This window comes from Rhizobium sp. BK512 (assembly GCF_014194915.1).
GTDB lineage: Bacteria > Pseudomonadota > Alphaproteobacteria > Rhizobiales > Rhizobiaceae > Rhizobium.
In genome coordinates, this window is sequence record NZ_JACIAS010000004.1 from 327527 (window position 1) to 350742 (window position 23216).

General features: G+C 61.3%; 21 protein-coding genes. 9 read left to right on the forward strand and 12 right to left on the reverse strand.

The features are described from left to right. Window positions 1–168 precede the first annotated feature (168 nt). Window positions 169–1032: an NmrA family NAD(P)-binding protein gene (locus FHX06_RS16810; protein WP_183880139.1), complete on the forward strand. Its 864-nt coding sequence runs from the start codon at window positions 169–171 to the stop codon at window positions 1030–1032. 61 nt (window positions 1033–1093) lie between these two features. Here FHX06_RS16810 and FHX06_RS16815 read toward each other — a convergent pair whose 3' ends face one another. Beyond that, the gene (locus FHX06_RS16815; RefSeq protein ID WP_183880141.1) at window positions 1094–1843 is read right to left on the reverse strand and encodes an SDR family oxidoreductase; all 750 of its coding nucleotides are present in this window, start codon (window positions 1841–1843) and stop codon (window positions 1094–1096) included. A 120-nt stretch (window positions 1844–1963) separates the two neighbouring features. Beyond that, window positions 1964–2728 carry an SDR family oxidoreductase gene (locus tag FHX06_RS16820; protein ID WP_183880142.1) on the reverse strand — a complete coding sequence of 255 codons (765 nt, stop codon included), beginning with the start codon at window positions 2726–2728 and terminating at the stop codon, window positions 1964–1966. A 142-nt stretch (window positions 2729–2870) separates the two neighbouring features. On the opposite strand from FHX06_RS16820, the gene FHX06_RS16825 reads away from it, so the two are divergent. After that, window positions 2871–3776 (forward strand): LysR family transcriptional regulator, encoded by a 906-nt coding sequence (locus FHX06_RS16825; RefSeq protein ID WP_183880144.1) that lies wholly within the window; start codon window positions 2871–2873, stop codon window positions 3774–3776. On the opposite strand, the gene FHX06_RS16830 is transcribed toward FHX06_RS16825, so the two are convergent. Further along, the gene (locus tag FHX06_RS16830) at window positions 3773–4648 is read right to left on the reverse strand and encodes a LysR family transcriptional regulator (RefSeq protein ID WP_113211277.1); all 876 of its coding nucleotides are present in this window, start codon (window positions 4646–4648) and stop codon (window positions 3773–3775) included. The two genes, FHX06_RS16825 and FHX06_RS16830, sit on opposite strands and share 4 nt — an antisense overlap. 91 nt (window positions 4649–4739) lie before the next feature. Here FHX06_RS16830 and FHX06_RS16835 point away from each other — a divergent pair, with 91 nt between their 5' ends. Together FHX06_RS16835 and FHX06_RS16840 are read left to right on the forward strand one after the other, a co-directional pair. Beyond that, a complete protein-coding gene (locus FHX06_RS16835) occupies window positions 4740–5993 on the forward strand; it encodes an MFS transporter (protein WP_183880146.1) in 1254 nt (417 codons plus the stop codon). A 58-nt stretch (window positions 5994–6051) separates the two neighbouring features. After that, window positions 6052–6453, forward strand: coding sequence for a GFA family protein (locus FHX06_RS16840; protein WP_113211279.1), 402 nt, complete (start codon window positions 6052–6054; stop codon window positions 6451–6453). 9 nt (window positions 6454–6462) lie between these two features. Here FHX06_RS16840 and FHX06_RS16845 read toward each other — a convergent pair whose 3' ends face one another. The 8 genes from FHX06_RS16845 to ubiE all read right to left on the reverse strand — a co-directional run bounded on the left by FHX06_RS16845 (window position 6463) and on the right by ubiE (window position 16287). After that, window positions 6463–8124, reverse strand: a complete 1662-nt coding sequence (locus tag FHX06_RS16845; protein WP_113211469.1) for a urocanate hydratase — start codon at window positions 8122–8124, stop codon at window positions 6463–6465. A 47-nt stretch (window positions 8125–8171) separates the two neighbouring features. Further along, on the reverse strand, window positions 8172–8501 hold the full coding sequence (locus FHX06_RS16850; RefSeq protein ID WP_112970025.1) for a TfoX/Sxy family protein: 330 nt from the start codon (window positions 8499–8501) through the stop codon (window positions 8172–8174). 3 nt (window positions 8502–8504) lie between these two features. Continuing rightward, complete coding sequence (locus FHX06_RS16855) at window positions 8505–9602, reverse strand: DUF917 domain-containing protein (RefSeq protein ID WP_113114731.1); 1098 nt, start codon at window positions 9600–9602, stop codon at window positions 8505–8507. Next, on the reverse strand, window positions 9583–10863 hold the full coding sequence (locus FHX06_RS16860) for a Zn-dependent hydrolase (protein ID WP_113211281.1): 1281 nt from the start codon (window positions 10861–10863) through the stop codon (window positions 9583–9585). The genes FHX06_RS16855 and FHX06_RS16860 overlap by 20 nt, the downstream gene beginning before the upstream one ends. After that, on the reverse strand, window positions 10860–12227 hold the full coding sequence (locus FHX06_RS16865) for a dihydroorotase (RefSeq protein ID WP_113211282.1): 1368 nt from the start codon (window positions 12225–12227) through the stop codon (window positions 10860–10862). Before FHX06_RS16865 ends, FHX06_RS16860 begins: the two co-directional genes overlap by 4 nt. A gap of 27 nt (window positions 12228–12254) precedes the next feature. Continuing rightward, window positions 12255–13838, reverse strand: a complete 1584-nt coding sequence (locus FHX06_RS16870; RefSeq protein WP_113211283.1) for an aromatic amino acid lyase — start codon at window positions 13836–13838, stop codon at window positions 12255–12257. Window positions 13839–13930: 92 nt separating this feature from the next. Beyond that, window positions 13931–15505, reverse strand: a complete 1575-nt coding sequence (gene ubiB / locus FHX06_RS16875) for a 2-polyprenylphenol 6-hydroxylase (RefSeq protein ID WP_113211284.1) — start codon at window positions 15503–15505, stop codon at window positions 13931–13933. A gap of 5 nt (window positions 15506–15510) precedes the next feature. After that, window positions 15511–16287: a bifunctional demethylmenaquinone methyltransferase/2-methoxy-6-polyprenyl-1,4-benzoquinol methylase UbiE gene (gene ubiE / locus FHX06_RS16880; RefSeq protein WP_112970019.1), complete on the reverse strand. Its 777-nt coding sequence runs from the start codon at window positions 16285–16287 to the stop codon at window positions 15511–15513. A 153-nt stretch (window positions 16288–16440) separates the two neighbouring features. Here ubiE and mutM point away from each other — a divergent pair, with 153 nt between their 5' ends. From mutM to FHX06_RS16905, 5 genes are all read left to right on the forward strand, one after another. Next, window positions 16441–17331, forward strand: a complete 891-nt coding sequence (gene mutM / locus FHX06_RS16885; protein ID WP_113207076.1) for a bifunctional DNA-formamidopyrimidine glycosylase/DNA-(apurinic or apyrimidinic site) lyase — start codon at window positions 16441–16443, stop codon at window positions 17329–17331. Window positions 17332–17340: 9 nt separating this feature from the next. Beyond that, window positions 17341–18114: an enoyl-CoA hydratase gene (locus FHX06_RS16890; RefSeq protein ID WP_113211285.1), complete on the forward strand. Its 774-nt coding sequence runs from the start codon at window positions 17341–17343 to the stop codon at window positions 18112–18114. Window positions 18115–18307: 193 nt separating this feature from the next. Beyond that, window positions 18308–18586 carry a 30S ribosomal protein S20 gene (gene rpsT / locus FHX06_RS16895; protein ID WP_112541840.1) on the forward strand — a complete coding sequence of 93 codons (279 nt, stop codon included), beginning with the start codon at window positions 18308–18310 and terminating at the stop codon, window positions 18584–18586. Window positions 18587–19445: 859 nt separating this feature from the next. Next, a complete protein-coding gene (gene dnaA / locus FHX06_RS16900; protein WP_112542001.1) occupies window positions 19446–20999 on the forward strand; it encodes a chromosomal replication initiator protein DnaA in 1554 nt (517 codons plus the stop codon). Window positions 21000–21131: 132 nt separating this feature from the next. Beyond that, window positions 21132–22214, forward strand: coding sequence for a saccharopine dehydrogenase C-terminal domain-containing protein (locus FHX06_RS16905; protein WP_112541839.1), 1083 nt, complete (start codon window positions 21132–21134; stop codon window positions 22212–22214). On the opposite strand, the gene gcvA is transcribed toward FHX06_RS16905, so the two are convergent. Further along, window positions 22211–23095, reverse strand: coding sequence for a transcriptional regulator GcvA (gene gcvA, locus FHX06_RS16910; protein ID WP_183880148.1), 885 nt, complete (start codon window positions 23093–23095; stop codon window positions 22211–22213). The two genes, FHX06_RS16905 and gcvA, sit on opposite strands and share 4 nt — an antisense overlap. Between the last annotated feature and the right edge of the window lie 121 nt (window positions 23096–23216).

Genomic DNA, 23216 nt, shown 5'->3' on the forward strand with positions numbered 1-23216 from the left:
TATGCCCTATCGGGCGTCGAAACAAGGCCTGTCTGCGACATCCGGATGATAGTCGGAACGCAGATCGCGAATTGCTGCGTTGGTGTCACTAATCATGTGACGTAAGCGCACTTCAGTCAAAGACGGCGCATCGGCATAGTGGGCCAACCCGAGTAAAGGAGTTGCCCCATGTTTGCTGTAACAGGAATGACAGGTCAGGTCGGCGCCGCTGTTGCCGATCATCTGCTGAAAGATGGCGCCGAGGTTCGCGCGGTCGTAAGAAACCCCGAAAAGGCGGCCGGCTGGAAGGAACGGGACTGCGAGATTGCTGTCGCCGACATGAATGACGCGATATCGCTGACATCAGCGTTCAGAGGGGCCGAAGGCGTCTTTCTCGTCATCCCACCGCTTTTCGATCCCACACCGGGTTTTCCGGAGGTGAAAGGCATGCTGGCAACCTTGAAGACCGCGCTCGAGGCGGCGCGGCCAGAAAAACTTGTCTGCTTGTCGACCGTCGGCGCACAGGCGAAACAGCCGAACCTGTTGAGCCAGCTGGGCATCGTGGAGAAGGAGCTTTCGACGCTCTCCATCCCGGTCGCTTTCCTGCGCGCTGCCTGGTTCATGGAAAACGCTGCCTGGGATGTGGCGCCAGCCCGCGAAAGCGGCATCATTCCGAGCTTCCTTCAGCCTCTCGACCGCACCGTGCCGATGATTGCCGTTGATGATATCGGCGCGCTCGGTGCGAAAATGCTGCGTGAAGACTGGCAGGGCGTACGCGTTGAGGAGCTGGAAGCCCGCGAGCGCGTCAGCCCGGCCATGATAGCAGCTGCCTTTGCCAAGGCACTTGGCAAACCGGTATCCGCGCAAATCGTGCCGCGTAAGAACTGGGAGGAACTGTTCCGGACCCAGGGCATGAAGAACCCAGAGCCACGGATGCGCATGCTCGATGGTTTCAACGAGGGCTGGATCGATTTCGAGGGCGGACGCGAGAAATCGCTGAAGGGCACGACGACGATCGAAACGGCGATCCGCCGTCTCGTCATCGGTGCATGAATACAAAGGCCGCGGGAGCGCCGCGGCCTTTGCTCGATACCTCTGATGTGCAGGAGAAATCTCAGAGGTTGCTCATGCCGCCGTCGATGATGAGTTCGCTGCCGACGATATAGGCAGCCTCGTCAGAGGCGAAGAACACGATGGTCTTGGCGACTTCGCTGACATCGCCGAAGCGGCCGGCCGGGATCTGCGACTGGATATGGGAAGCCATCGCCTTGGAATCGGCCTCCGAAATGCCGAGCTTGTCATAGAGCGGTGTAGAGATCGGGCCGGGACTGATGGCGTTGACGCGGATGCCGCGACCGATCAATTCACCTGACAGCGTCTTGGCCAGCGTCAGCAGCGCACCCTTCGTCAGCGAGTAGACACTCGAATTCGGCATGCCGATATGAGCGTTGATCGAGGTGTTCAGCACGATCGAAGCCTTCTTCGAGAAAATCGGCAGCAGAGCCTGGATCAGGAAGTAAGGGCCTTTGACGTTGATCGCGAAGGACTTGTCGAAAGCCCCTTCGCTCCAACTCTCGACCGGGCCGAATTCCGCGATACCGGCATTGACGAAGAGGATATCGAGCGTGCCGAAAGCGTTCTTTACCGTTTCGGCAACCCCAGCCTGAGCACCGACATTGCCGGCATCGGCCTGGATAACGAGAACCTTGTCACCGAATTCCGCGCGGGCGGCGTCGACGCTTTTGGCGCTGCTGCCGGTAATGGCGACGCGAGCGCCTTCGGCGATGAACTGGCGGGCGGTTTCAAGGCCGATACCGCTGGTGCCGCCGGTAATCAGGGCTGTCTTATTTGCAAGGCGAGTCATTGTCCTATTCCCCTGGATATCTGGGATGATGATGGGATCATGCGGAAGGAAGGCCGGCGCGATAACCCGCTGTTTTCAGGAGAGATCATCAACCTGCAGCGGATATTCGCGCCATGGCCATCAGGTACGGGTGATCGAGGCGCCGCCATCGACCAGCGTCGCAGTGCCGGTGACGAAGCTTGCATCGTCGGATGCGAGATACAGGACCGACCGGGCCAGCTCTTCCGGCGCTGCAACGCGTTTCAGCGCATGCAGGTTGGTGATAAAGGCCTGCTTGTCCGACGTATCGTTCATCTCGCGATACATGTCCGTATCGACGGCACCCGGCAGGATCGCGTTGACGCGAATGTTCTGTGCGCCGTATTCGGCGGCGAGCGCCTGTGTGAGGCCGATGAGGCCGGACTTGCTGGCGGCATAGGCCGCAACGCCGGGGAAAGCGAAGCTGTAGCCGACGAATGTCGAGGTGAAGACGACCGAGCCGCCACCATTCTTGACCATCTCGGCGATCTGGTGCTTGGCAGCAAGGAACGAAGCCGTCAGGTTGATCGCCAGCGCATCGCTGAAGCCCGCTTCGGAGACACCGGTGCTCGGGCCTGCTTCGCCGAGCGTGCCGGCATTGTTGAAGGCGATATCGAGCTTGCCGTAGTTCTGGACGGCGGCTGCGACCAGCGCCTTGTGATAGTCTTCCGAGCGGACGTCGCCGGCCACGGCAACAGCGTCACCATCGGCAGCCTTGATTTCTGCAACCAGGCTTTCAAGCTCGGCCTGGCGGCGGGCACCGACGACGACCTTGGCGCCTTCGGCGGCAAAAAGCTTGGCAGTCACGCGACCGATACCCGAGCTTGCGCCGGTAACGATTGCCACTTTGTTGATCAGACGATTCATAGTTCCATCTCCTGAGTCTGGGTTGGATCGGCGACGCCGTCCCGTTTCGATGACTGGAAGATGGCATTCTTCTTTCGTTCGGATTAGTCTCCCGATCACGGAGTTCGAATTCGGAAAAGCCGAACGATGATAGAGCCAAACGATGATGAAGATTGAGGGGATAGCGGCTTTCGTCGCCGTAGTGGAGGCAGGTTCTGTCAGCGAAGCCGCGCGGCGGCTGCGCCTGTCGAAGTCGGTTGTCAGCGAACGGCTGGCCGAGCTGGAAAAGACGCTGGGCGCCATGCTCGTCCACCGCACCACGCGCAAGCTCACCGTGACCGAGGATGGGGCAGCCTTTCTGGAGCGCGCCGGGCGCATCGTCCGCGAGATGGAGGATGCCGAGGCAGATATGGCCGAACGCCGCGGCACACTCTCCGGTCCGCTGCGCATCGCAGCGCCCGTCAGCTTCGGCCGCCTGCATCTCGGTCCTGCGCTTTACCCGTTTTTGAAGGCGCATCCGCGGATCGCTCTGACGCTCGACATGGACGACAGGCGCGTCGATCCCGCCTCGGACGGCTATGACGCCATCATCCGCCACGGTGCCATCGCCGATTCACGGCTGGTCGCCTGGAAGCTTGCCCGCAGTCGCCGACTGCTGGTCGCCTCACCCGACTATATCGAACACCACGGAACGCCGGCTTCATTGTCCGATCTCAATGGCCATCGGGGTATTTTCTATACCAATCGCGGCGCTGCGGATTGGCGCTTCCAGACAGAGGAGGGCACCGTCGTCATCCGCGCGATGCTCGGTCTCGGCATCAACAATGGCGATATGCTGCATGATGCTGCGATCGAGGGTCTAGGTATCGCGCTGCTGCCGACCTTCATCGCTGGTCCCGCCATACGCGAGGGACGACTCATGGAAATCGATGTCGGCGCCAAGCCCGAACCGGAATTCATCTACATGGCCCATCCCGAAGGCCGAAATCCTTCCGCCAAGCTGCGCGCCATCGCCGATCATCTGAAAAAGACGTTTGGTGATCCGCCCTATTGGGATCCGGATTGCTAGTTCAGAAGGCTCATCAGGTTTTCGGTCACGGGAGAACGCTGGCTGCGCAGCACCGCAAGCGCCAGCCGCGCTACGGCGGGCGGGCCTTCGATCGGCCGGTACGCAACACCGGCAAGTTTGATATGTGAAATCGACGCTGGAACGATCGAGACACCGAGATCGGCTGCAACGAGATTAACGACTGAGGAGATTTGCGGCGCCTCCTGAGCGACCTTCAACTCAAATCCCGCCTCGCGGCAGGCGCGCACCACGTCATCATATAGGCTGAGGCCAACGAGACGCGGGAAAAGAATGAATGGCTCCTTCGCCAGCAGAGCGAGCGGTAACGTCTTTCGTTTTGCCAGCGCGTGGCTTGCCGGCAGGGCGACGACCATTGGTTCGTCCGGCAGGCGTTTCAGCCTGACGCCATCGGGATCGTCGAGGCCGGGGCGGAAGAAGGTCGCATCCAGTTCGCCGTGTTCCAGCTTCTGCATCAGGCCTAGCGTGTTCATTTCCGTCAGTGATAACTGCACATCCGGCCAGCGGGCCTGAAAGCGGCGGATCGTCGTGCTGACCACGGGGTTAAAGGCGGAGGAGGCGGTGAAGCCGAGCGACAACCGGCCAGTCTCGCCGCGATTGGCGCTTTGCGCCGCCAGCCGTGCTTTCTCGGCTGCCGCGAGCGACGCTTTTGCTTCCGGCAGAAAGGCGGCGCCCGCTGCGGTCAATTCCGCCCCGTGCGGCACGCGATGGAAGAGCATGGCGCCGATTTCGGTTTCAAGATCCCGGATCTGCTGGCTGAGCGGCGGCTGGCCGATGCCGAGGCGCGCAGCCGCCCTCGTGAAATTGCCCTCTTCCGCCACCGCCAGAAAATACCTGAGATGCCGCAGCTCCATTGCTATCTCCAAAAGCTATCAAGAACGCCTGTCTCATATATTGGACAAATGGAGGCGATCTGACTAGATCGGGAGGCAGGAAGGAATGATAATGTCCGACTCTGCAATCCAAGACGTCGCCGGCCTTGAAACGACCGAAGAAAACCACCGGAAACACTATCTTACGCGTGGCACCGGCGCTTATCGCCGCGCCAGCCTGGCGCTCTTCCTCTCGGGTTTCGCCACCTTCTCGCTGCTCTACTGCGTGCAGCCGCTCCTGCCGATCTTTTCGCAGGAATTTGCCGTCAGCCCGGCTGAAAGTTCGCTGTCGCTATCCCTCTCCACCGGCTTCCTGGCGATCGCCATCGTCTGCGCCGCTGCCGTCTCCGAAGGGCTCGGCCGGCGCAGCCTCATGTCGATTTCGCTGGTCGGCGCCGCCGTGCTGACGATCGCCACCGCCTTTGCACCGAACTGGCATCTGATGCTGATTATCCGCGCGCTGCAGGGCTTCGTTCTGGGCGGGGTTCCGGCCGTTGCCATGGCCTATCTCGCAGAGGAGATCGACCCGCGCGGTCTCGGCGCCACCATGGGTCTCTATGTCGGCGGCACGGCCTTCGGCGGCATGTCGGGCCGGGTGCTGACGGGTATCTTCGCCGAATATCTTTCCTGGCGACCGGCCCTGTTCCTGATCGGCGCCATCGGCCTGGCCGCCGCGATCGGCTTCATTGCGCTACTGCCGCCCTCGCGCAATTTCGTGCGCCGCGCCGGCTTCGATCCGCAATTTCATCTGAAGGCGTGGTCCGGACACATCAGCAACCCGGCGCTACCCTTCATCTTCATGATCGCCTTTTTCGCGATGGGTTCCTTCGTAACGATCTACAACTATGCCGGCTTCCGCCTCGTGGCACCGCCCTATGATCTCAACCAGACCGAACTCGGCTTGATCTTCACGGTCTACCTCTTCGGTATCGGCGCGTCCTCAGTCGGCGGCATCCTCGGCGACAGGCTCGGCCATTTTACCGTGCTCCTGGCGGGCATCGTCATCACTGCAGCAGGCTGTGCTCTGACGCTTTCGGCCTCGCTGCCGCTGATCATCACCGGCATCATCGTACTGACCAGCGGCTTCTTCATGACGCATTCGGTGGCAAGCGGTCTGGTGGGCAAACTTGCTGCCGGCACCAAGGGGCATGCCTCCTCGCTCTACATGCTCGCCTATTACATCGGCTCGAGCGTCATGGGCTCTGCCGGCGGATGGTTCTGGGCTGTGGAGGGATGGTCTGCGATCGTGATTTTCACGCTGACGATGATGGCGCTCGCATTTCTGTCCGCGCTGACCGCGCGCCGTCTCGCCCATCTCCTCCCTTGACTTCTGGCGTGCGACTACTAATTTAACTTAACGGTTAAATACAAGTCGGAGGACCACCTTGAAGAAAATCTATCATGGAAGCTGCCATTGCGGCGCCGTTGCCTATGAAGCCGGGCTCGATCTTTCGGCAGGCACCTTCAAGTGCAATTGTTCGATCTGCCGCAAGAAGCGCAGCTGGCTGGCTGTCGTGCAGCCCGATGACTTCCGGCTGGTTTCGGGCGGTGACGGGCTGCGCAAATATCAGTTCGCTTCCGGCTCGATCCAGCATCTCTTCTGCGAAAATTGCGGCGTGGCTTCCTTTGCCCGCAATGACAATCAGACGATCGGCCCCTTCATCGCCGTCGCCGTCAGCTGCCTTGACGACGCCAGCGCCGAAGAGCTTGCCGCCGCCCCGATCGCCTATTTCGACGGCATGCATGATCGTTATGACGCAGCACCTGCCGAAACGCGGCATCTCTGACGGTGGCTGTCAGCCAAGCCGGATATAGGGCACGTCCTTCTTCGCCACCTCGTCGAGCGCCTCGTCATAACCGGCATCGGCATAACGCATGACGCCGAGCGCCGTATCGTTGGTCAGCGCATGGTCGAGCCGTTCGTCGGCGGCCTCGGAGCCGTCGGCAACGACGGTGACGCCGCAGCTCGTCATGTAACCGGCATAACCGCCGCCACCGGAATGGACGACGACGAGATCGGCCATCGAGGAGCAGAGCATCATCGCGTCGATGAGCGGCCAGTCGGCGATGGCATCGGAGCCATCCTTCATGCGTTCCGTCATGATGTTCGGATGCGCCATGGCGCCGGCATCGAGATGGTCGCGCGAGAAGGCGACCGGTCCCTTGAGTTCGCCATTGGCGACCAGTTCGTTGACGCGGCGCGCCAGCGCCGTGCGCTCGCCATGGCCGAGCCAGGCAATACGTGCCGGCAGCCCCTCGAAGGGAATATGCTCGCGCGCCAGGCGGATCCAGTTGGTGATGATCTTGTTGTCGGGAAACATCTCGAGCAACAGATCGTCGATGCTGGCGATATCGCTCTCCTCGCCTGATAGTGCCATCCAACGGAACGGGCCGATGGCGCGGGCAAAGAGCGGGCGCAGATAGGCTTCGGTAAAGATCGGGATGTCGAAAGCATTGGCAACGCCACCCTCGCGGGCCTGCGTACGGATGAGATTGCCATTGTCGAAGACTTCAGCGCCGCGCTTCTGGAATTCCAGCATAGCGGTGACGTGCTCGACGATCGAGGCACGGCTGGCAGCCATGAGCTGGCCCTGGCCATCGTCGCGCAGTCCCTTCACCTGATCGATGCTCATGCCCTTCGGCACATAGCCATAGACAAGGTCATGCGCCGAGGTCTGGTCGGTGACGATATCGGGCACGATGCCACGCCGGGCAATTTCCGGATAGATCTCAGCGGCGTTGCCAACGAACCCGACGGAAAGCGCCCGCTTGTCCTTGACGGCGGCATCGATCATCGCGAGCGCGCTGTCGAGATCGGGCGCGATCTCCTGCAGATAACCGATCTGCTGGCGCTTGCGGGCGCGTTCCGGATCGATGTCGACGCAGAGGATGGCAGCGCCGGCCATGCGGCCCGCCAGGGGCTGCGCCCCACCCATGCCGCCAAGCCCTGCCGTCAGCACGAAGCGCCCATGGAGATCGCCGCCGAATCGGCGCTCGGCAATGCGCATGAAGATTTCGTAGGTGCCCTGAATGACGCCCTGACTGCCGATATATTGCCAGGCGCCGGCCGTCAGCCCGCCCCAGCAGATCAGTCCCTTGCGCTGCAGCTCGTAGAAGACCTCAGCCTTCGCCCACTGGCCGACGATGTTGCAATTTGCCATGATGACGAGCGGCGCCTTGGCATGGGTCTTCACGAGGCCGATCGGCTTGCCGGACTGGATGAGCAACGTCTGATCCTCGTCCATTTCGGTGAGCGCCTTGACGATGCCTCGGTGCGCCGCCCAGTTGCGCGCTGCCTTGCCGAGAGCTGCATAGACGACGAGATTGTCAGGGTCTTCGCCAACCGAAAGTACGTTTTCCAGAAGCCGCAGCAACGCCTCTTGCCGCCAGCCCCTGGCACGTAGCTCCGATCCGCCGGGAATCGGAAATTTCGGATGGCGTGGATTGGCCTTCGGCATCTTGGGTTCCTCGTCTTTTGTCGTCGGCACATGCAGCACCGGTTCATTCACTTGGCAGGCAGCGGTTCCACATACGCAAGCGCGGCGTCTATGAGGCGACGGCGCATGGTGTCGTCGCCATAGACATCGGCATTGGCCCGCACCCAGCCATGCATGATCCGCTCGCCCGACAGCATCTGGATCACGCCGGGCTGCGCCAGCGCCCAGCCATCATTGCCCTTGCCCAAGCGCAGCAACATGCCGTCATGGCGTGCGCAGCAGAGCAGGTTACCATTAAGCATGAAGGCCCAGCCGCCGAACATGGATTTTTCGCTCAGGCCCGTCCGGTCGCCGAGCTCCTCGCGCATCAGTTCTTCCAGGCCGGGATCGCGTGCCATGGCTCAGGCCCTCGTCTCCAGTGCATAGCGTGCAATCTCGATGCCCATCGCCTTTTCGACGAACGGATAGACGGTTGGATCGAGCACGCTGGCGGATAGCGGTATGATCTCCTTCGGTACATGCAGGATGAAGACATGCATGCCACCCTTGAGCTGGCCGACCGAAAGCGGCTCGCCCTCCTCGGAAAGTGTGGTGATGACGGCCGGGAAGGTCGCTAGACGCGTGCCGCCGGCATCTTCGACTGCCATATATTCGTTCATCACATGCAGCGTGACGGCCTTGTCGCCGGCGCCGACGGTGATCGTCCCGATGTCGAAGGCTTCCTTCGTATAGACGACGTCCTTCCTGGTAATCGTACCTTCGGCCAGGATATGGCCGCCCGTCGTCTTGCAGATCGCATCGATGATCGCCGATCCGCCGCGCTTTTCCGCTTCGATGATGGCTTCGCCGAGCTTCAGTGCCAGCGAGATCCCGCCAAGCGCGGCATTCTTGCGGACATAGGAGGCGCGCAGCGGGTTGCGGCAGCTGGCGATGAAGCCACCGGACTGGTCGGCGGCCGCCCGCAGCACCGGCGAGATCTTCGCCGTAGCACCCTTCACGACCAGCTCGATATAGCGGTTTTCGGCCCGGTTGCCGCCGACAGCCGTCTGGATCATCTGTTCCGGCGATCCTGCCATGCCGATCGAGCCCATGTCGCCGGTCGGATGTGCGCGTATATCGCCGACGGCATCGACGACTTTGGTGCCGAGGATCGCTGAAGGCAGCCAGCCGTTCAGCGTCGAGGACTTTCCGTTCTGGCCGATGATGAGACCGGAGAGCTTTTCGCCGAGCGACTCCTGCAGCAACTGCACGGCTTTCACATAGTCTATGCCCTGCATCTCCCAGGGCGTGGTGGAGGCAGGCGCCCCGATCGCCGCCGCCGTCGCGACCCAGTCGTTATCGCCGAGTTCCTCGATGGACACGAGTTCAGGCTTGCCGACGTTAACGGCGGCATAACCGAGCATGCGACCGTGATCGGCCCAGCCGCCGCCGCCGGCGGCATAGACGGAACCGCCCTTGACGGCGGCTTCCACGTCCTTCTCAACCAGTATGCGTCCCATTATCCTTCTCCGTCGTAAGTGTCCTGTCCATCTCGCGCACTGCCTCGAAAAGCACGGCGGCGCCGAGCGCTATGTCATCATTTTCGGCCCATTCATCCGGGGAGTGGCTTCGGCCCTCCTTGCAAGGCACGAAGATCATCGCAGCCGGCGCGACGCGGGCAATCCAGGCCGTATCGTGGCCGGCGCCCGATGCCATGAAGCGGTGTTTGGCGCCGACTGTCTCGCAGGCCCGTTCCAGGGTCGAGAGCAGGCCTTTGTCGCTCGGTGTCGGGAAATTGTCGGAAATGCGGTTCGGAGAAGCAATCGTCACGCCGAATGCCAGAGCGAGCTTTTCCGCATGGCCGTCCAGCCAGCGGCAGAACGCTTCCATGTCGGCCCGGATTTCGGCCCGTCCATCGATCAGCAGCACGACCCGCGACGGCACGACATTGGCGGCATTCGGCTCGATGCGGAATTCGCCGACGGTGGCCGCAAAATGACCGGGTGTCTTGGCAAGTTCGCTCGCCGCATTGCGAATATCGAGCACCAGCTGCGAAGCGGCAACCAGCGCATCGGAGCGCAGATCCATCGGCGTGGTCCCGGCATGGTCGGCGCGGCCTTCGACGGTGATCTCGATGCGGGTAATGCCTGAAATCGCGGTGACGATGCCGATATCCTTGCGCTCGTTTTGAAGGATGGGGCCTTGTTCGATATGCAGTTCCAGAAAGCCGGCAATATCGGGCTTGTTCTCGTGGGTCAGAACCCCTGGCGATCCACCGACCTCGGCAATCGCTTCGCCAAGATCGCGGCCGTCGACCGCGCGGGAAAGCCATGCCTGCGGCAATTGCCCCGTCATGCCGCGACTGCCGATGCAGGAAACGCCGAAAATGCTGACCTCCTCGGCCAGGAAGTCGACGATCTCCAGATCATGATCGAGGTGAATCTCCTGTTCCCGCAACGCCCGCGCGACCTCCAGAGCTGCGGCAACACCGGCAATGCCGTCGAAACGCCCGCCATCGGGTACCGTGTCGGAATGCGAGCCCAGCATGATGATGCCTGAACCGGGTTTTGCGCCTTCGCGCCGACCGATCAGATTGCCGGATGCGTCGATGCGGGTTTCCAGCCCGATCGCCTGCATGCGGGCCTCCAAATAGGCGCGGCCCTCAAGGAAAAGCGGCGAAAAGGCCCGCCGTGTCCACGGATGCCCCGGCTCGGTAATATTGGAGAGAGCTTCGATGTCTGCGGATATCCGGCCAGGATTGACGGGCAGGTTGCGGCTCATGCCAGCACCTGTCTGGCAAGCGGTCGCACGAAGCGGCCGGTACCGGGTTCGGCCAGAACCTTCGACCCCTCGGTAATCTTCTCTCCGCGCAGCCATGCGGCTGAAACCGTCCACGGCAGGCGGATACCGTTATAAGGGCTCCAGCCGACGACATTGTTGCCGCTGGACGAGGCGTCGTAGACCATTTCCTTCGGCTCCAGCACGACGATATCGGCATCCTTGCCCGGTGTGAGCGCTCCCTTGATATGGTCGAGGCGGAAATGCCTGGCCGGGTTTTCGGCCATCAGCTTCGCCGCCCAGGTCAGCGGTACGCCGCGTTCCAACGCGCCTTTGACGAAAAGCGGCACCATCACTTCCAGACCTGGAACACCTGATGCATTCGCCAGCATGTCGGGATTGGTCTTGCGGTTTTCGGACCAGCTCACATGGTCAGTCGAAACCAGCCAGACGTTGCCTTCGGCAACCTTACGCCACAGCGTCTCGACTTCGGCGCGCGGCCGCACTGGCGGATTGATCTTCGCCTTGCCGCCGAGCCGCTTCACATCGTTTTCCTCGTCGAGCGTCAGGTAGTGAATGCAGCATTCCACCGTCGCCTCGAAACCGTCGCGGCGATAGGCCCGCGCGATGTCGTAACCGCGCCCGAGCGAGCAATGCACGACATGCGACGGACAGCCGGTATTGGCGCCGGTTTCGAAGATCGTGTGCATGGCAAGCAGTTCGGTTATCGGCGGGCGTGACAGGCCATGCGCTCGCCAGTCGGTGATGCCGCTTGCCTTCACCTGTTCCATATAGGTGCGGACCGCCTCGTCATCCTCGTTGTGCACGCCGGCCGTCAGCCCGGTCGGCGCAATCGCCGCAAAACAGGCGTCGAGCAGGGCCGGTGGGATGCGCGGGAAGCGTTTGGGATCGGTGCCGAAGGTCGAGAATTTGAAGGCGGCCACACCCGCTTCCACCATTTCCGTGATGCGCGTCGCACCTTCCTCGGGATCGGCCGTGCCATAGAGCGCAAAATCGACGCGGGCCTGCGGACCGGCATGATCGACCTTCTTCTTCACGGCTGCCGCCGAGCAGACGAGATTGCCTTCGTCATAGGGCATGTCGACGATGGTCGTGACACCACCGGCAGCCGCCGAGCGCGTCGACCAGATGAAGTCCTCCTGGTCTTTCTGGGAGAGTGAATGGACCTGCGCATCGATCGCGCCCGGCAGGATCAGTGCCTTGCCAAGCAGGTGCCGTTCTTTGGCCGCCGGCGGCACGCCAATACCGACTTCGGCGATCTTTCCATCGTGAACGGCGACATAGCCGCCCTCGACAATGCGCTCCGGCAGCACCACCGTGCCCTGCAGAACGAGATCGAAATCCATGCCGCGTCTCCCTCGATAGGTCGAAATTCAGATGATGGCCGGTTCCCGCGTCAGCCGTTCTTCGATGCGCTCGAGCGAACCGAGTGCAAAGAAATCGTCGAAGGAGGCGATCGGCACCTGCTCGATCAGCCTGGAGAGGAATGCATCCGAGCCGAGTTCCTCCTCGATTGCCTCGACTTCGGCCGAAAGCGGCCGATCCACTGTGTAGAAGGCCGCATGTTTGCGCACGACCTCATAGAGCATACCCGCAACACCCTTCGGCGTGTCGCCGATAATATCGATCGCCTGCGCTGAAAGCAGGGCCTCCAGTGCGGCGAGACGCTTCAGCGCCCGCATCTGGCGGTCGAAACGCTCGATAACGAGCGGCAGGAAGGCCGCCTCGTCCTCAAGCCCCGCCGCTACGACGAGCGATTGCGCCGAAACAGGGTTCGACATGGAGAGTACGCGCGAAAAGATTTCGCCTGCAAGCTTGATGATCGGGCCGAAACCGGTCGCGATGCGGCCGGGAGGCACGAGATTGACCGGCAGGCCGCGCCGCTGGCCGTTGCCGAGCAGGACACAGCGGTTGAAGGCGTTGCGCGCTGCATGCGCCATGCAAAGCGCTGCCGATTCCAGCAGAATGGTCACGTCGAGCGGCAGGGAGCCGCCCGATGTCATCACCCGTCCCTCGACGACGACGGGATTGTCATCGGAACGCCCGGTGGCGGCGAGAATCTTGTGGCCCGTCGAAAGCAGGTTCTCGATAACGGCACCAAAGACCTGGGCGATCATGCGCAGGCTGAGCGCATCCTGCACATGGGTCGCGACCGGCCATTCCCATTCGTCGGAGGCATTGCACAGCCAGGCGCCGATCAGCGCTTCCCGCGCGGTGCCGACATGGCGCACAGCCCGCCAGGGATCGCGTGACCCGCCGAGCGCGCCTGAGGCCATCATGCCGGTCGCCAGCAGCACACGAATTGAGGCAGCGGCATTGCGCGTCGTCTCCGCAGCGGCGGCAAAGCTGACGGCATTGACGCTGAGCGAGGCGAGGCTGTCGCGCGGCGCCATCTTCACCGGTTCCATGCCGGCTGCCTGGAAGGCGTCGGCAGCCTGCATGCGCTCACCGCGATAAATCGCTTCGCCAACGCCGGTCAGCACCGCGCCGATCTGGCCCATCAGGCCGATATCAGCGCAACCGATCGAGCCGGTGCGGCGCACGACCGGAATGAGGTCTGCCCTCAGCATGCGCATATAGGCGTCGATGAGATCGGGCGTACAGCCGACCTGGCCGGTCAGTGCCGTGTTGACGCGCATCGCCATGGCATTGCGCACGACATTGCAGGAAAAAGGTGTGCCGGTGCCGAAATGGTGGGCGCGTACCAGACCGAGATTGAAGGCGTCGAGATCTTCGGGCGACCATTCGACATCCTTCATGGCGCCCACACCCGTGGTCGCGCCGTAAACGGGCATGCCGGATTCGATGGCATCCTCGACGATCGAACGCGCGATCCTCACGCGCTGCATACCGATCTCCGAGGCCGAAAGCGTAACCCTGCCGGAGCCGATCCTCACCATTTCGGCAAAGCTGAAGGGCTGGCCGCTCAGTTCGATTCCGGGGCGTTCATGCTTCATGTGCTCATCTCCATGGAGGCGAGACTAAGCGAGCCTCACGTCTGGCGGGATATCCCAAATGCCGAACACATCATGCTTTTGTTGCTTTCCGATCAGCTCACCATCCAGGCAATATAGAGAAGCGTGAGCGCAATGATCCAGAGGGCCACTTTTGCCGAACGGTTATGACGGGCTTCCGCCTTGCCGATGGCCTCTGCTGTCTGCTCGTCAAAGCGCAATCCATGTTCGCTCATATGCAGAAGCTGATGGTGGAATTTCTCGGTCTGGGCGGCGATCTCCGGCGCGGCTTCGGCGAGCTTCACGGCGGCCTTCAGCCCGTCCTTGAGATCGGTGACGATGCGTTTGGGGCCGAGATTGTTCTTGATCCAGTCGCCGACGACAGGCTCGGACGCCTTCCACATGTTGAAGCGCGGATTGAGCATGCGCGAGACGCCTTCGACGACGACCATCGTCTTCTGCAGCATGACGAGCTCGGGGCGCGTTTGCATGTCGAAGAGTTCGGTGACTTCGAAAAGCAGCGTCAAGAGCTTGCCCATCGAGATCGTCTCGGCCGGCTGTCCGTGGATCGGCTCGCCGATCGCCCGGATCGCCTGGGCAAAACTCTCGACATTGTGGTGGCCGGGTACATAGCCCGCCTCGAAATGCACTTCCGCCACCCGGATATAATCGCGTGTGATGAAACCGTAGAGGATTTCGGCGAGGAAGCGACGCTCCTTCTTCCCGAGACGTCCGACGATGCCCATGTCGACGGCAACGATCATGCCGTCGGAATCGACAAAGAGGTTGCCCGGGTGCATGTCAGCATGGAAGAAACCGTCACGCAGCGTATGGCGCAGGAATGACTGGATCAGTGTATCGGCAAGCATGTTGAGGTCGTGGCCGGCAGCCCGCAGCCCCTCCACATCGGACATCTTGACGCCGTCGATCCACTCCATGGTGATGACGTCGCGGCCGGTGCGCTCCCAGTCCACCTTCGGCACGCGGAAGCCCGGATCCTTTTCGGTATTCTCGGCAATCTCGGAAAGTGCAGCCGCCTCAAGACGCAGGTCCATTTCCACCTTGGTGGTCTGCTCCAGCGTCTTCGTCACCTCGACCGGCCGCAGGCGCCGACTGGCCGGCATGAAGCGTTCCTGCATATGGGCGACGAGATACATCGCCTCGATATCATGGGCAAACCGCGCTCTCACGCCGGGCCGCACAACCTTGACCGCAACCTTCTTGGGTCCATCAGGTGTGCCGACCTCTGCTGCATGCACCTGCGCGATGGAGGCTGCGGCAATCGGATCACCGAAGCTCGCATAGAGATCCGTGATCGGCCGCCCGAGCGAACCCTCGATATTGGCCTTGGCGGCAGCCGCCGGGAAAAAGGCCATCCGGTCCTGGAGTTGGGACAGATCGTCGGCAAACTCGACACCAACGACGTCAGGACGCGTTGCAAGGAACTGGCCGATCTTCACATAGGATGGCCCTAGCCGCTCGACAGCCTGTGCCAGCCGGTCGCTGCGCTTCTGATACTTGCTTCGCTTGCGCGCAAACATGCCGACAAAGGATTTCGCCAGGCTGACCGATGGCGGCAGGCCTTCCGAAGGCAGTGCCGAGATGACGCCCTCACGCACCAGAATCCAGCCGACTCTTGCGAGCCTGAAATATGCCCCGAAAGCACTCATGCGGATCAGAGCTTCCAGCCGGAATGCAGCGCTGCGATGCCGCCGGTATAATTGGTATAGGTCACGCGCGAGAAGCCGACCGTGCGGATCATCGCCGCGAAATTCTCCTGGTTCGGGAACTTGCGGATCGATTCCACGAGATACTGATAGGGCTCTGCGTCACCGGTGATCGCCTTGCCGAATTTCGGAATGGCGTTGAAGGACCAGGCATCGTAGACCTTGTCGAGCAGCGGCAAGTCCACTTCGGAAAATTCCAGCACCAGCAGCCGCCCGCCGCGCTTCAGGACGCGATAGGCTTCCGAGAGTGCTACCTCGATCCGCGGCACGTTGCGGATGCCGAAAGCGATGGTATAGGCATCGAAGCTGTTTGCCTCGAAGGGAAGGTCTTCGGCATTGGCCTCGACAAAGGTCAGATTGTCGGAAAGCTTTTTCTTTTCCGCTCGCTCGGCGCCGACGCCAAGCATCGAACCGTTGATGTCGAGCACGGTCGCATGCGCCTGGCGGTTGGAAGCTTCGATGATGCGGAAGGCAATGTCGCCCGTGCCGCCGGCAACATCGAGCACCTTGTAGACCGGCTCCTTGCGCGGGTTGAGTGCCGCGATCATGGCGTCCTTCCAGGCCCTGTGCATGCCCATCGACATGACGTCGTTCATGATGTCGTAGCGCTTGGCGACCTTGTGGAAGACCTCGTTGACGAGGCCTTGCTTTTCACCGGTCGGCACCTCACGGAAGCCGTAGGACGTTTCCATGCCGCCATCGGCGGAGGTCCGGCTGTCTGACATCAAGCTACTCCGTTCACATCAAGAATTCGGCGCGGCGACCATAGCGAAAGCGAGGGAGCGGCGCTATCTGTGGGCCACGGTCTGCCCGCGGCACGTTGGCGCTATAGCGCACATCGCGGGCGGTTGAAACACGTTAGATATAGATGGGTTAAGATGCCGGAATTGCCAGAAGTCGAAACGGTGAAGCGCGGTCTGACGCCGGCAATGGAGGGCGCGCGCATCGAGAGGCTGGAATTGCGCCGCGGCGATCTGCGATTTCCCTTTCCTCAGGGCTTCGAGCAGCAGGTATCCGGCCGCAAGATCATCGGCCTTGGACGGCGGGCCAAGTACTTGTTGATCGACCTCGACAGCGGCAAGACGATCATTTCCCATCTCGGCATGTCCGGCTCCTTCCGGATCGAACAGGGCGCCGTCAGCGGCACGCCTGGCGACTTCCATCACGAGCGTTCCAAGGATGAGAAGCATGATCACGCCATCTTTCATCTGGATGGCGAAGGCGGACCGCGCCGCGTCATCTACAATGATCCGCGCCGCTTCGGCTTCATGGACATTGCGGACCGCTCTGAACTCGACGCCAACCCCTTTCTGTTCGGTCTGGGGCCGGAACCGACGGGCAACGAGCTGTCGGCCGCCTATCTGGCCGAACGTTTCCAACGCAAGGCACAGCCGCTGAAGAGCGCGTTGCTCGATCAGAAGAACATCGCCGGGCTCGGCAATATATATGTCTGCGAGGCGCTCTGGCGGGCGCATCTGTTGCCGACGCGCGCAGCCGGCACGCTGGTGACCAAGGTGGGTAAGCCGAAGGAAGCGCTGAACCTGCTGGTCAGCTCTATTCGCGATGTCATCGCCGATGCGATCGCTGCGGGCGGATCGTCGCTGCGCGACCATATCCAGACGGATGGCTCGCTCGGCTACTTCCAGCATTCCTTTTCCGTCTATGATCGCGAAGGTCTAACTTGCCGCACGCCGGGCTGTGGCGGTACGGTCTCGCGCATCGTGCAGGCTGGCCGGTCCACCTTCTATTGCGCCACCTGCCAGAAATAGGAGAGCGCCATGGTCTATGAAACACTTCTTGTTGAAACCCGCGGCAATGTCGGCCTCATTACGCTGAACCGGCCGCAGGCGCTGAACGCGCTGAATTCGACCGTGCTCGAGGAACTGAAGCAAGCCTATGCGGCCTTTCATGCCGATGAGACCATAGGCGCGATCGTGTTGACCGGCTCGGAGCGCGCATTCGCCGCCGGTGCCGACATCAAGGAAATGCAGCCGCTCGATTTCGCCGAAGTCTACAAGAGCGATTTCATCAGCGGCTGGGACGAGATCGCCAAGGCCCGTAAGCCGATCATCGCAGCTGTCAGCGGCTTTGCGCTCGGCGGCGGATGCGAGCTTGCCATGCTTTGCGATTTCATCATCGCCTCGGAGACGGCAAAGTTCGGCCAGCCGGAGATCACGCTGGGCGTCATTCCAGGCATTGGCGGCTCGCAGCGCCTGACGCGCGCGGTCGGAAAGGCCAAAGCGATGGATCTGATCCTGACCGGCCGGATGATGGACGCAGCCGAAGCCGAGCGCGCGGGACTCGTTTCGCGTGTGGTGGCACCGGAAAGGCTGCTGGATGAAGCGCTGGAGGCGGCAACCAAGATCGCATCATTGTCTCGGCCGTCGGTTCTGATGGCAAAGGAGGCGGTCAGCCGCGCCTTCGAGACGACGCTGGAGGAGGGCTTGCGTTTCGAACGCCGCCTCTTCCAGAGCCTCTTTGCGACCGAGGATCAGAAAGAGGGCATGGCCGCCTTCATCGAAAAGCGCAAACCTGCCTTCAAGAACAGGTGAGCGGATGCTGCCGGGAAAGGCGCTTTTCCTTGAAAATGCGCGTTGACGCGGGTGAGCTTTAGCGTTATATGCCCGCCCACGGTTCGGAAAGCCGCTCAGGTTTTCCGCTAATGCTCCCGTATTGCTGAATTGAGTGGCCGCAGGGCCAGCGCGGCAATGGCGGAGTTTGTTCGAATTCTTGAGAGAGGCATCCATGGCCAATACAACCTCGGCGAAAAAGGCGACCCGCAAGATCGCTCGCCGTACCGCAGTCAACAAGGCTCGCCGTTCGCGCGTTCGCACTTACGTTCGCCAGGTCGAAGAGGCACTCGCCGCTGGTGATGCCGCCAAGGCAAAGGAAGCCTTCATCGCAGCTGAACCCGAGCTGGCGCGTGCCGCAAGCAAGGGCGTCCTGCACGCCAACACAGCATCCCGCAAGGTCTCGCGCCTTGCCGCTCGTGTGAAGGCCCTGTCGGCTTCTGCGACAGCGTAAATATCTCATTAACGAATTGCTCGTTATGATTAGCCCGGTAATTTTACCGGGCTTTTTCGATTCCGTCGCCCGCTCCGGCTATGGTTAATCTAACGACGATTTCGTGTCAGAGGCATGACAGGAAAAATTGTTTTAAAACAATAGCTTACGCAAGGATCTTTTTAAGACTTGCGACTCTGGTCACCCAGCCCGGGGCACCAAATGAGTCAAGAACATTTTTTCTTTTTTCTTTTTATGCGTGTCCAAAATAGCCCACTCGGGGAATCTCCTTGATTCAAAAGCGATTCTTTTTTGACGGTGGTGTGACGCCCTAAAAGGGCAGCGGGAGTCAATGGCCGCATCTTAATTTTGCGTAAAATTCATCGTTGATCTTGCCATTTGATCCTGCCTAAATGGCGTCCAGCAAAGGGCGCGGACATCACCTGCAGAAGTCAGTCCAAACTGCCACGTCGGCAGGATGATGGCTCTGTGTCGCTTGCAACGGAGCGGACAGCTTCCGTTTTCTCACGCACTCGACGGCATTGTACCGTGACGTGGCTGTCACGGGACGGGGACGTTTTGTGCGCTCCGCGGCCACACGCTTTGCGCGAGGCCCGGAAAAGGGCAGGGGAAAGTGTAACATTGCGTGCGGGCTTGCGGGCGAAAAACGAGGATCGGCCGCCAGCCTGACACAGAGCCGTTGAGACGGTTGTCGCATGATCGCGACCACCGCAGGGTCTCTGTGTCAGTCCCGAAAGGGGCAGTGTTTGAGTGAACCGGCATGCAGGCGGCTCATGAGGATGTCGCTGGTTTTGCCAGAGCGGGGAATGATCGGGCGGCTGTCAACGAATGACCGCCCGAGGAAATGAAAGGCGGCATTATGCAGATGAATTCGATGACGACGGGTGCGCTGGATAACGGGGAAGCTGCACCGCAGTCTTTCGGTTCCATTCACCTGAGTGCAACGGAAGAAAAGGGCGAGATGAAGCATGGCGTTCTCTTCGACCGCGTCAGCGCGCGTCTGAAGGCACAAGTTGGTCCTGACGTCTATGCAAGCTGGTTTGCACGGCTCAAGCTTCATTCGGTTTCCAAGAGTGTCGTCCGTCTCACCGTTCCCACGACCTTTCTGAAGTCGTGGATCAACAACCGGTATCTCGATCTCATTGTCGGGCTGTTTCAGGCCGAAGATCCTGAAATCCTGAAGGTCGAGATCCTTGTGCGCACGGCAACGCGCACCGGCGTGAAGGCGGTCGACGAGGCGGTCGCCATCGAGCCGGCTGCCCAGCCCACCCAGCTTCGTCGTCCGGCATCTGCCCAGCCGGCGGGGCATATCGTCCAGCAGGCCGTGTCGGCCGCCGCTGCGGCGCGCCCGGCAAGTGTCGGTTCGCCGCTCTTTGGCTCGCCGCTGGATTCTCGCTTCACCTTCGACACGTTCGTTGAGGGCAGCTCCAACCGCGTGGCGCTTGCCGCCGCGAAAACCATTGCGGAAGCAGGTCAGGGCGCTGTGCGCTTCAACCCGCTCTTCGTCCATGCGACCGTCGGTCTCGGCAAGACCCATCTGCTGCAGGCGATCGCCAATGCTGCGGTGCAGAACCCACGTGGCCTGCGCGTCGTCTATCTGACGGCCGAATACTTCATGTGGCGTTTCGCGACGGCGATCCGTGACAATGACGCGCTGACGTTGAAGGATTCGCTGCGCAACATCGATCTTCTGATCATCGACGACATGCAGTTCCTGCAGGGCAAGATGATCCAGCATGAGTTCTGCCACCTGCTGAACATGCTGCTCGACAGCGCCAAGCAGGTCGTCGTCGCAGCCGACCGAGCGCCGTGGGAACTGGAATCGCTCGATCCGCGCGTCCGTTCGCGTCTGCAGGGTGGCGTTGCGATCGAACTTGATGGTCCCGACTACGAGATGCGTCTCGAAATCCTGAATCGTCGTCTCGCGGCGGCCCGTCTGGAGGATCCGTCACTGGAGATCCCGACCGACCTGTTGCAGCACGTTGCCCGCAACATCACGGCAAGCGGCCGCGAACTGGAAGGCGCGTTCAACCAGTTGATCTTCCGTCGCTCCTTCGAGCCGAACCTGTCGATCGAGCGCGTCGATGAGCTGCTGGCCCATCTCGTCGGTTCCGGCGAGCCGCGTCGTGTGCGTATCGAGGATATCCAGCGCATCGTCGCACGTCACTACAACGTCTCGCGCCAGGAACTGGTCTCGAACCGCCGCACGCGTGTCATCGTCAAACCGCGCCAGATCGCCATGTATCTGTCGAAGACGCTGACGCCACGCTCTTTCCCGGAGATCGGTCGCCGCTTCGGCGGACGCGATCACACGACGGTTTTGCACGCCGTGCGCAAGATCGAGGAACTGATCTCGGGAGACACGAAGCTGTCGCATGAGATCGAGCTTTTGAAGCGTCTCATCAACGAATAAGCGGTGCACAGCCACCACGTTTCAACAGCCGGGAGCAATCCCGGCTGTTTTCTTTTATGAGCATTTTATTCTATACACCCGCAAGTGAGAAAAATGCGCCGGTGACGAACGTCGGCATTCGGGAGGACATCAATGAGTTTTGAACGGATTGCCGTGATCGGCCTTGGCAAGGTCGGGCGGCTGGCGGCAACGCTTTTGCATGAGGGTGGCTTTGAGGTTGTCGGTGTCGATGCACAACTGCCCACGGGCGAATTGCCCTTCCAATGCCGGGCTGGCGATATCACCGACGTCTCCGTCATCGGAGAGCTGCTGTCGAGCGTCGAGGCGGTGCTGTCCTGCCTGCCATATCATCTCAACATCGAGCTGGCACGGGCGGCCCATCTCGCCGGCATCCACTACTTCGATCTGACCGAGGATGTGCCGACCACCAATTTCATTATCGAGCTATCCAAGACCGCCCGCGGCCTGATGGCGCCGCAATGCGGTCTGGCGCCCGGCTTCGTCGGTATCGTCGGCTCAAGCCTTGCCGATGGCTTTGATCGCTGCCGCTCGATCCGCATGCGTGTCGGCGCCCTGCCGCAGCACCCGACCGGACTTCTGGGCTATGCCTTCAACTGGTCGCCGGAAGGCGTGGTCAATGAATATCTGAACGATTGCGAAGTCATCGAGGGCGGCGTGCGTAAGCTCGTCTCGCCGATGGAATGGCACGAAACGATCTATGTCGGCGGCGTCAAGCTGGAGGCCTTCACCACCTCGGGCGGCCTCGGGACCATGTGCGACACCATGCTCGGCAAGGTCGATAACCTCGATTACAAGACGATGCGTTATCCCGGCCATATGGAGCTGATGAACTTCTTCTTCCATGAGCTTCTGATGCGTGAGAAGCGCCAGCTCGCCGGCGAAATCCTGACCAACGCCAAGCCGCCTGTCGATGACGACGTCGTCTACGTCCATGTCGCGGCCGAAGGCACGATCAACGGCTCCTTGCGCCGGAAGGAATTTGTCCGCGCTTATTATCCGATCGAGATTGCAGGAGCCCGGCGTACCGCGATCGCCTGGACGACGTCGGCCTCGGTGGTTGCCGTCATCGAAATGGTCCGCGACGGTCTGCTGCCGGCGAGCGGCTTCCTGCATCAGGAGCATATTCCGCTCGAGATGTTCCTGAAGACGCCGACCGGCAGCCTTTTCAAGGCAGGTGCTACCAGCCGCGATTAGGTTTTCGCTTCTGAAAGCAACCAGCGCCGGAACGCCGCAACCGCCGGCCGTTCCAGCGCTGTGCCTGGATAGACGAGATGGTAGGCAAGTTTGCTTGTCAGCCCCAGTGGAAACGACGCGATGAGCCTTCCCTCGGCAAGTTCCTTCTCAATGAAGGAGCGGCGCATCAGCGCCACGCCGAAGCCTGATTTCATCGCATCGAAGGCGCCATTGCCGTCGCTGAAGATCGGGCCGCGGGAGGCATCCACCTTGGTGGCGCCCGCCGCGGCCAGCCAGAGCTGCCAGTCGCGGCGGTAGACGTCGTGGATGAGCTGGTATGCCGAAAGCTGATCGGGCGAGGGATTTTCGCCGAGGGTCGCAGCGATCGCCGGCGTGCAGACCGGCACCAGTTCGTCATCCACCAGCCGCTCGCTGATCAATCCCTCATAACCGCCAAGCCCGTGGCGGATGGCGAGATCGATCCCATCGCGCTCGAAATCGAACATGCGATGGGACGCACTGATACGGACATCGATATCAGGATGCATGTCCTCGAAGCGCTGCAGGCGCGGCAAAAGCCAGTGTGTTGCAAAACCTGCCGTACAGGTCAGCGCCAGCGCATTGCCCCGCCGCCGTGCCGTCAGTGATGCCGTCGCTTCGCGCACGAGCTGGAAGGCCGTGCGCAATGTCGCGAAATAGTCCCGGCCTTCCGGCGTCAACAGAATCTGCCGTGTACGCCGCTCGAACAGCGATACGCCGAGCGAGGCTTCGAGATCGCGGACCTGCAGGCTGACAGCGCCAGGCGTGACGTGGAGCTCGCGCGCCGCCTGCGTCATGCTCAGATGACGCGCCGTGGCCTCAAAGGCGCGCAGGGCCGACAATGACGGCAAAGGATCTGTCATGCTTTAGCTCAGCTCAATCATGCGAGCAGAAATGCTCGTTTGTCAGGCGGTAAGGAATACTAATAAAAACCGGTAGATCTGGCAAATCCACGCAGGTGAGCCGGAGAAAGCACTTTAGCAG

Excerpts from the sequence above, each read along its gene's own strand:
- FHX06_RS16810 (WP_183880139.1), top strand. The coding sequence starts at position 169 with ATGTTTGCTGTAACAGGAATGACAGGTCAGGTCGGCGCCGCTGTTGCC.
- FHX06_RS16815 (WP_183880141.1), bottom strand. The coding sequence starts at position 1,843 with ATGACTCGCCTTGCAAATAAGACAGCCCTGATTACCGGCGGCACCAGC.
- FHX06_RS16820 (WP_183880142.1), bottom strand. The coding sequence starts at position 2,728 with ATGAATCGTCTGATCAACAAAGTGGCAATCGTTACCGGCGCAAGCTCG.
- FHX06_RS16825 (WP_183880144.1), top strand. The coding sequence starts at position 2,871 with ATGATGAAGATTGAGGGGATAGCGGCTTTCGTCGCCGTAGTGGAGGCA.
- FHX06_RS16830 (WP_113211277.1), bottom strand. The coding sequence starts at position 4,648 with ATGGAGCTGCGGCATCTCAGGTATTTTCTGGCGGTGGCGGAAGAGGGC.
- FHX06_RS16835 (WP_183880146.1), top strand. The coding sequence starts at position 4,740 with ATGTCCGACTCTGCAATCCAAGACGTCGCCGGCCTTGAAACGACCGAA.
- FHX06_RS16845 (WP_113211469.1), bottom strand. The coding sequence starts at position 8,124 with ATGCCGAAGGCCAATCCACGCCATCCGAAATTTCCGATTCCCGGCGGA.
- FHX06_RS16850 (WP_112970025.1), bottom strand. The coding sequence starts at position 8,501 with ATGGCACGCGATCCCGGCCTGGAAGAACTGATGCGCGAGGAGCTCGGC.
- FHX06_RS16855 (WP_113114731.1), bottom strand. The coding sequence starts at position 9,602 with ATGGGACGCATACTGGTTGAGAAGGACGTGGAAGCCGCCGTCAAGGGC.
- FHX06_RS16860 (WP_113211281.1), bottom strand. The coding sequence starts at position 10,863 with ATGAGCCGCAACCTGCCCGTCAATCCTGGCCGGATATCCGCAGACATC.
- FHX06_RS16865 (WP_113211282.1), bottom strand. The coding sequence starts at position 12,227 with ATGGATTTCGATCTCGTTCTGCAGGGCACGGTGGTGCTGCCGGAGCGC.
- FHX06_RS16870 (WP_113211283.1), bottom strand. The coding sequence starts at position 13,838 with ATGAAGCATGAACGCCCCGGAATCGAACTGAGCGGCCAGCCCTTCAGC.
- ubiB (WP_113211284.1), bottom strand. The coding sequence starts at position 15,505 with ATGAGTGCTTTCGGGGCATATTTCAGGCTCGCAAGAGTCGGCTGGATT.
- ubiE (WP_112970019.1), bottom strand. The coding sequence starts at position 16,287 with ATGTCAGACAGCCGGACCTCCGCCGATGGCGGCATGGAAACGTCCTAC.
- mutM (WP_113207076.1), top strand. The coding sequence starts at position 16,441 with ATGCCGGAATTGCCAGAAGTCGAAACGGTGAAGCGCGGTCTGACGCCG.
- FHX06_RS16890 (WP_113211285.1), top strand. The coding sequence starts at position 17,341 with ATGGTCTATGAAACACTTCTTGTTGAAACCCGCGGCAATGTCGGCCTC.
- rpsT (WP_112541840.1), top strand. The coding sequence starts at position 18,308 with ATGGCCAATACAACCTCGGCGAAAAAGGCGACCCGCAAGATCGCTCGC.
- dnaA (WP_112542001.1), top strand. The coding sequence starts at position 19,446 with ATGCAGATGAATTCGATGACGACGGGTGCGCTGGATAACGGGGAAGCT.
- FHX06_RS16905 (WP_112541839.1), top strand. The coding sequence starts at position 21,132 with ATGAGTTTTGAACGGATTGCCGTGATCGGCCTTGGCAAGGTCGGGCGG.
- gcvA (WP_183880148.1), bottom strand. The coding sequence starts at position 23,095 with ATGACAGATCCTTTGCCGTCATTGTCGGCCCTGCGCGCCTTTGAGGCC.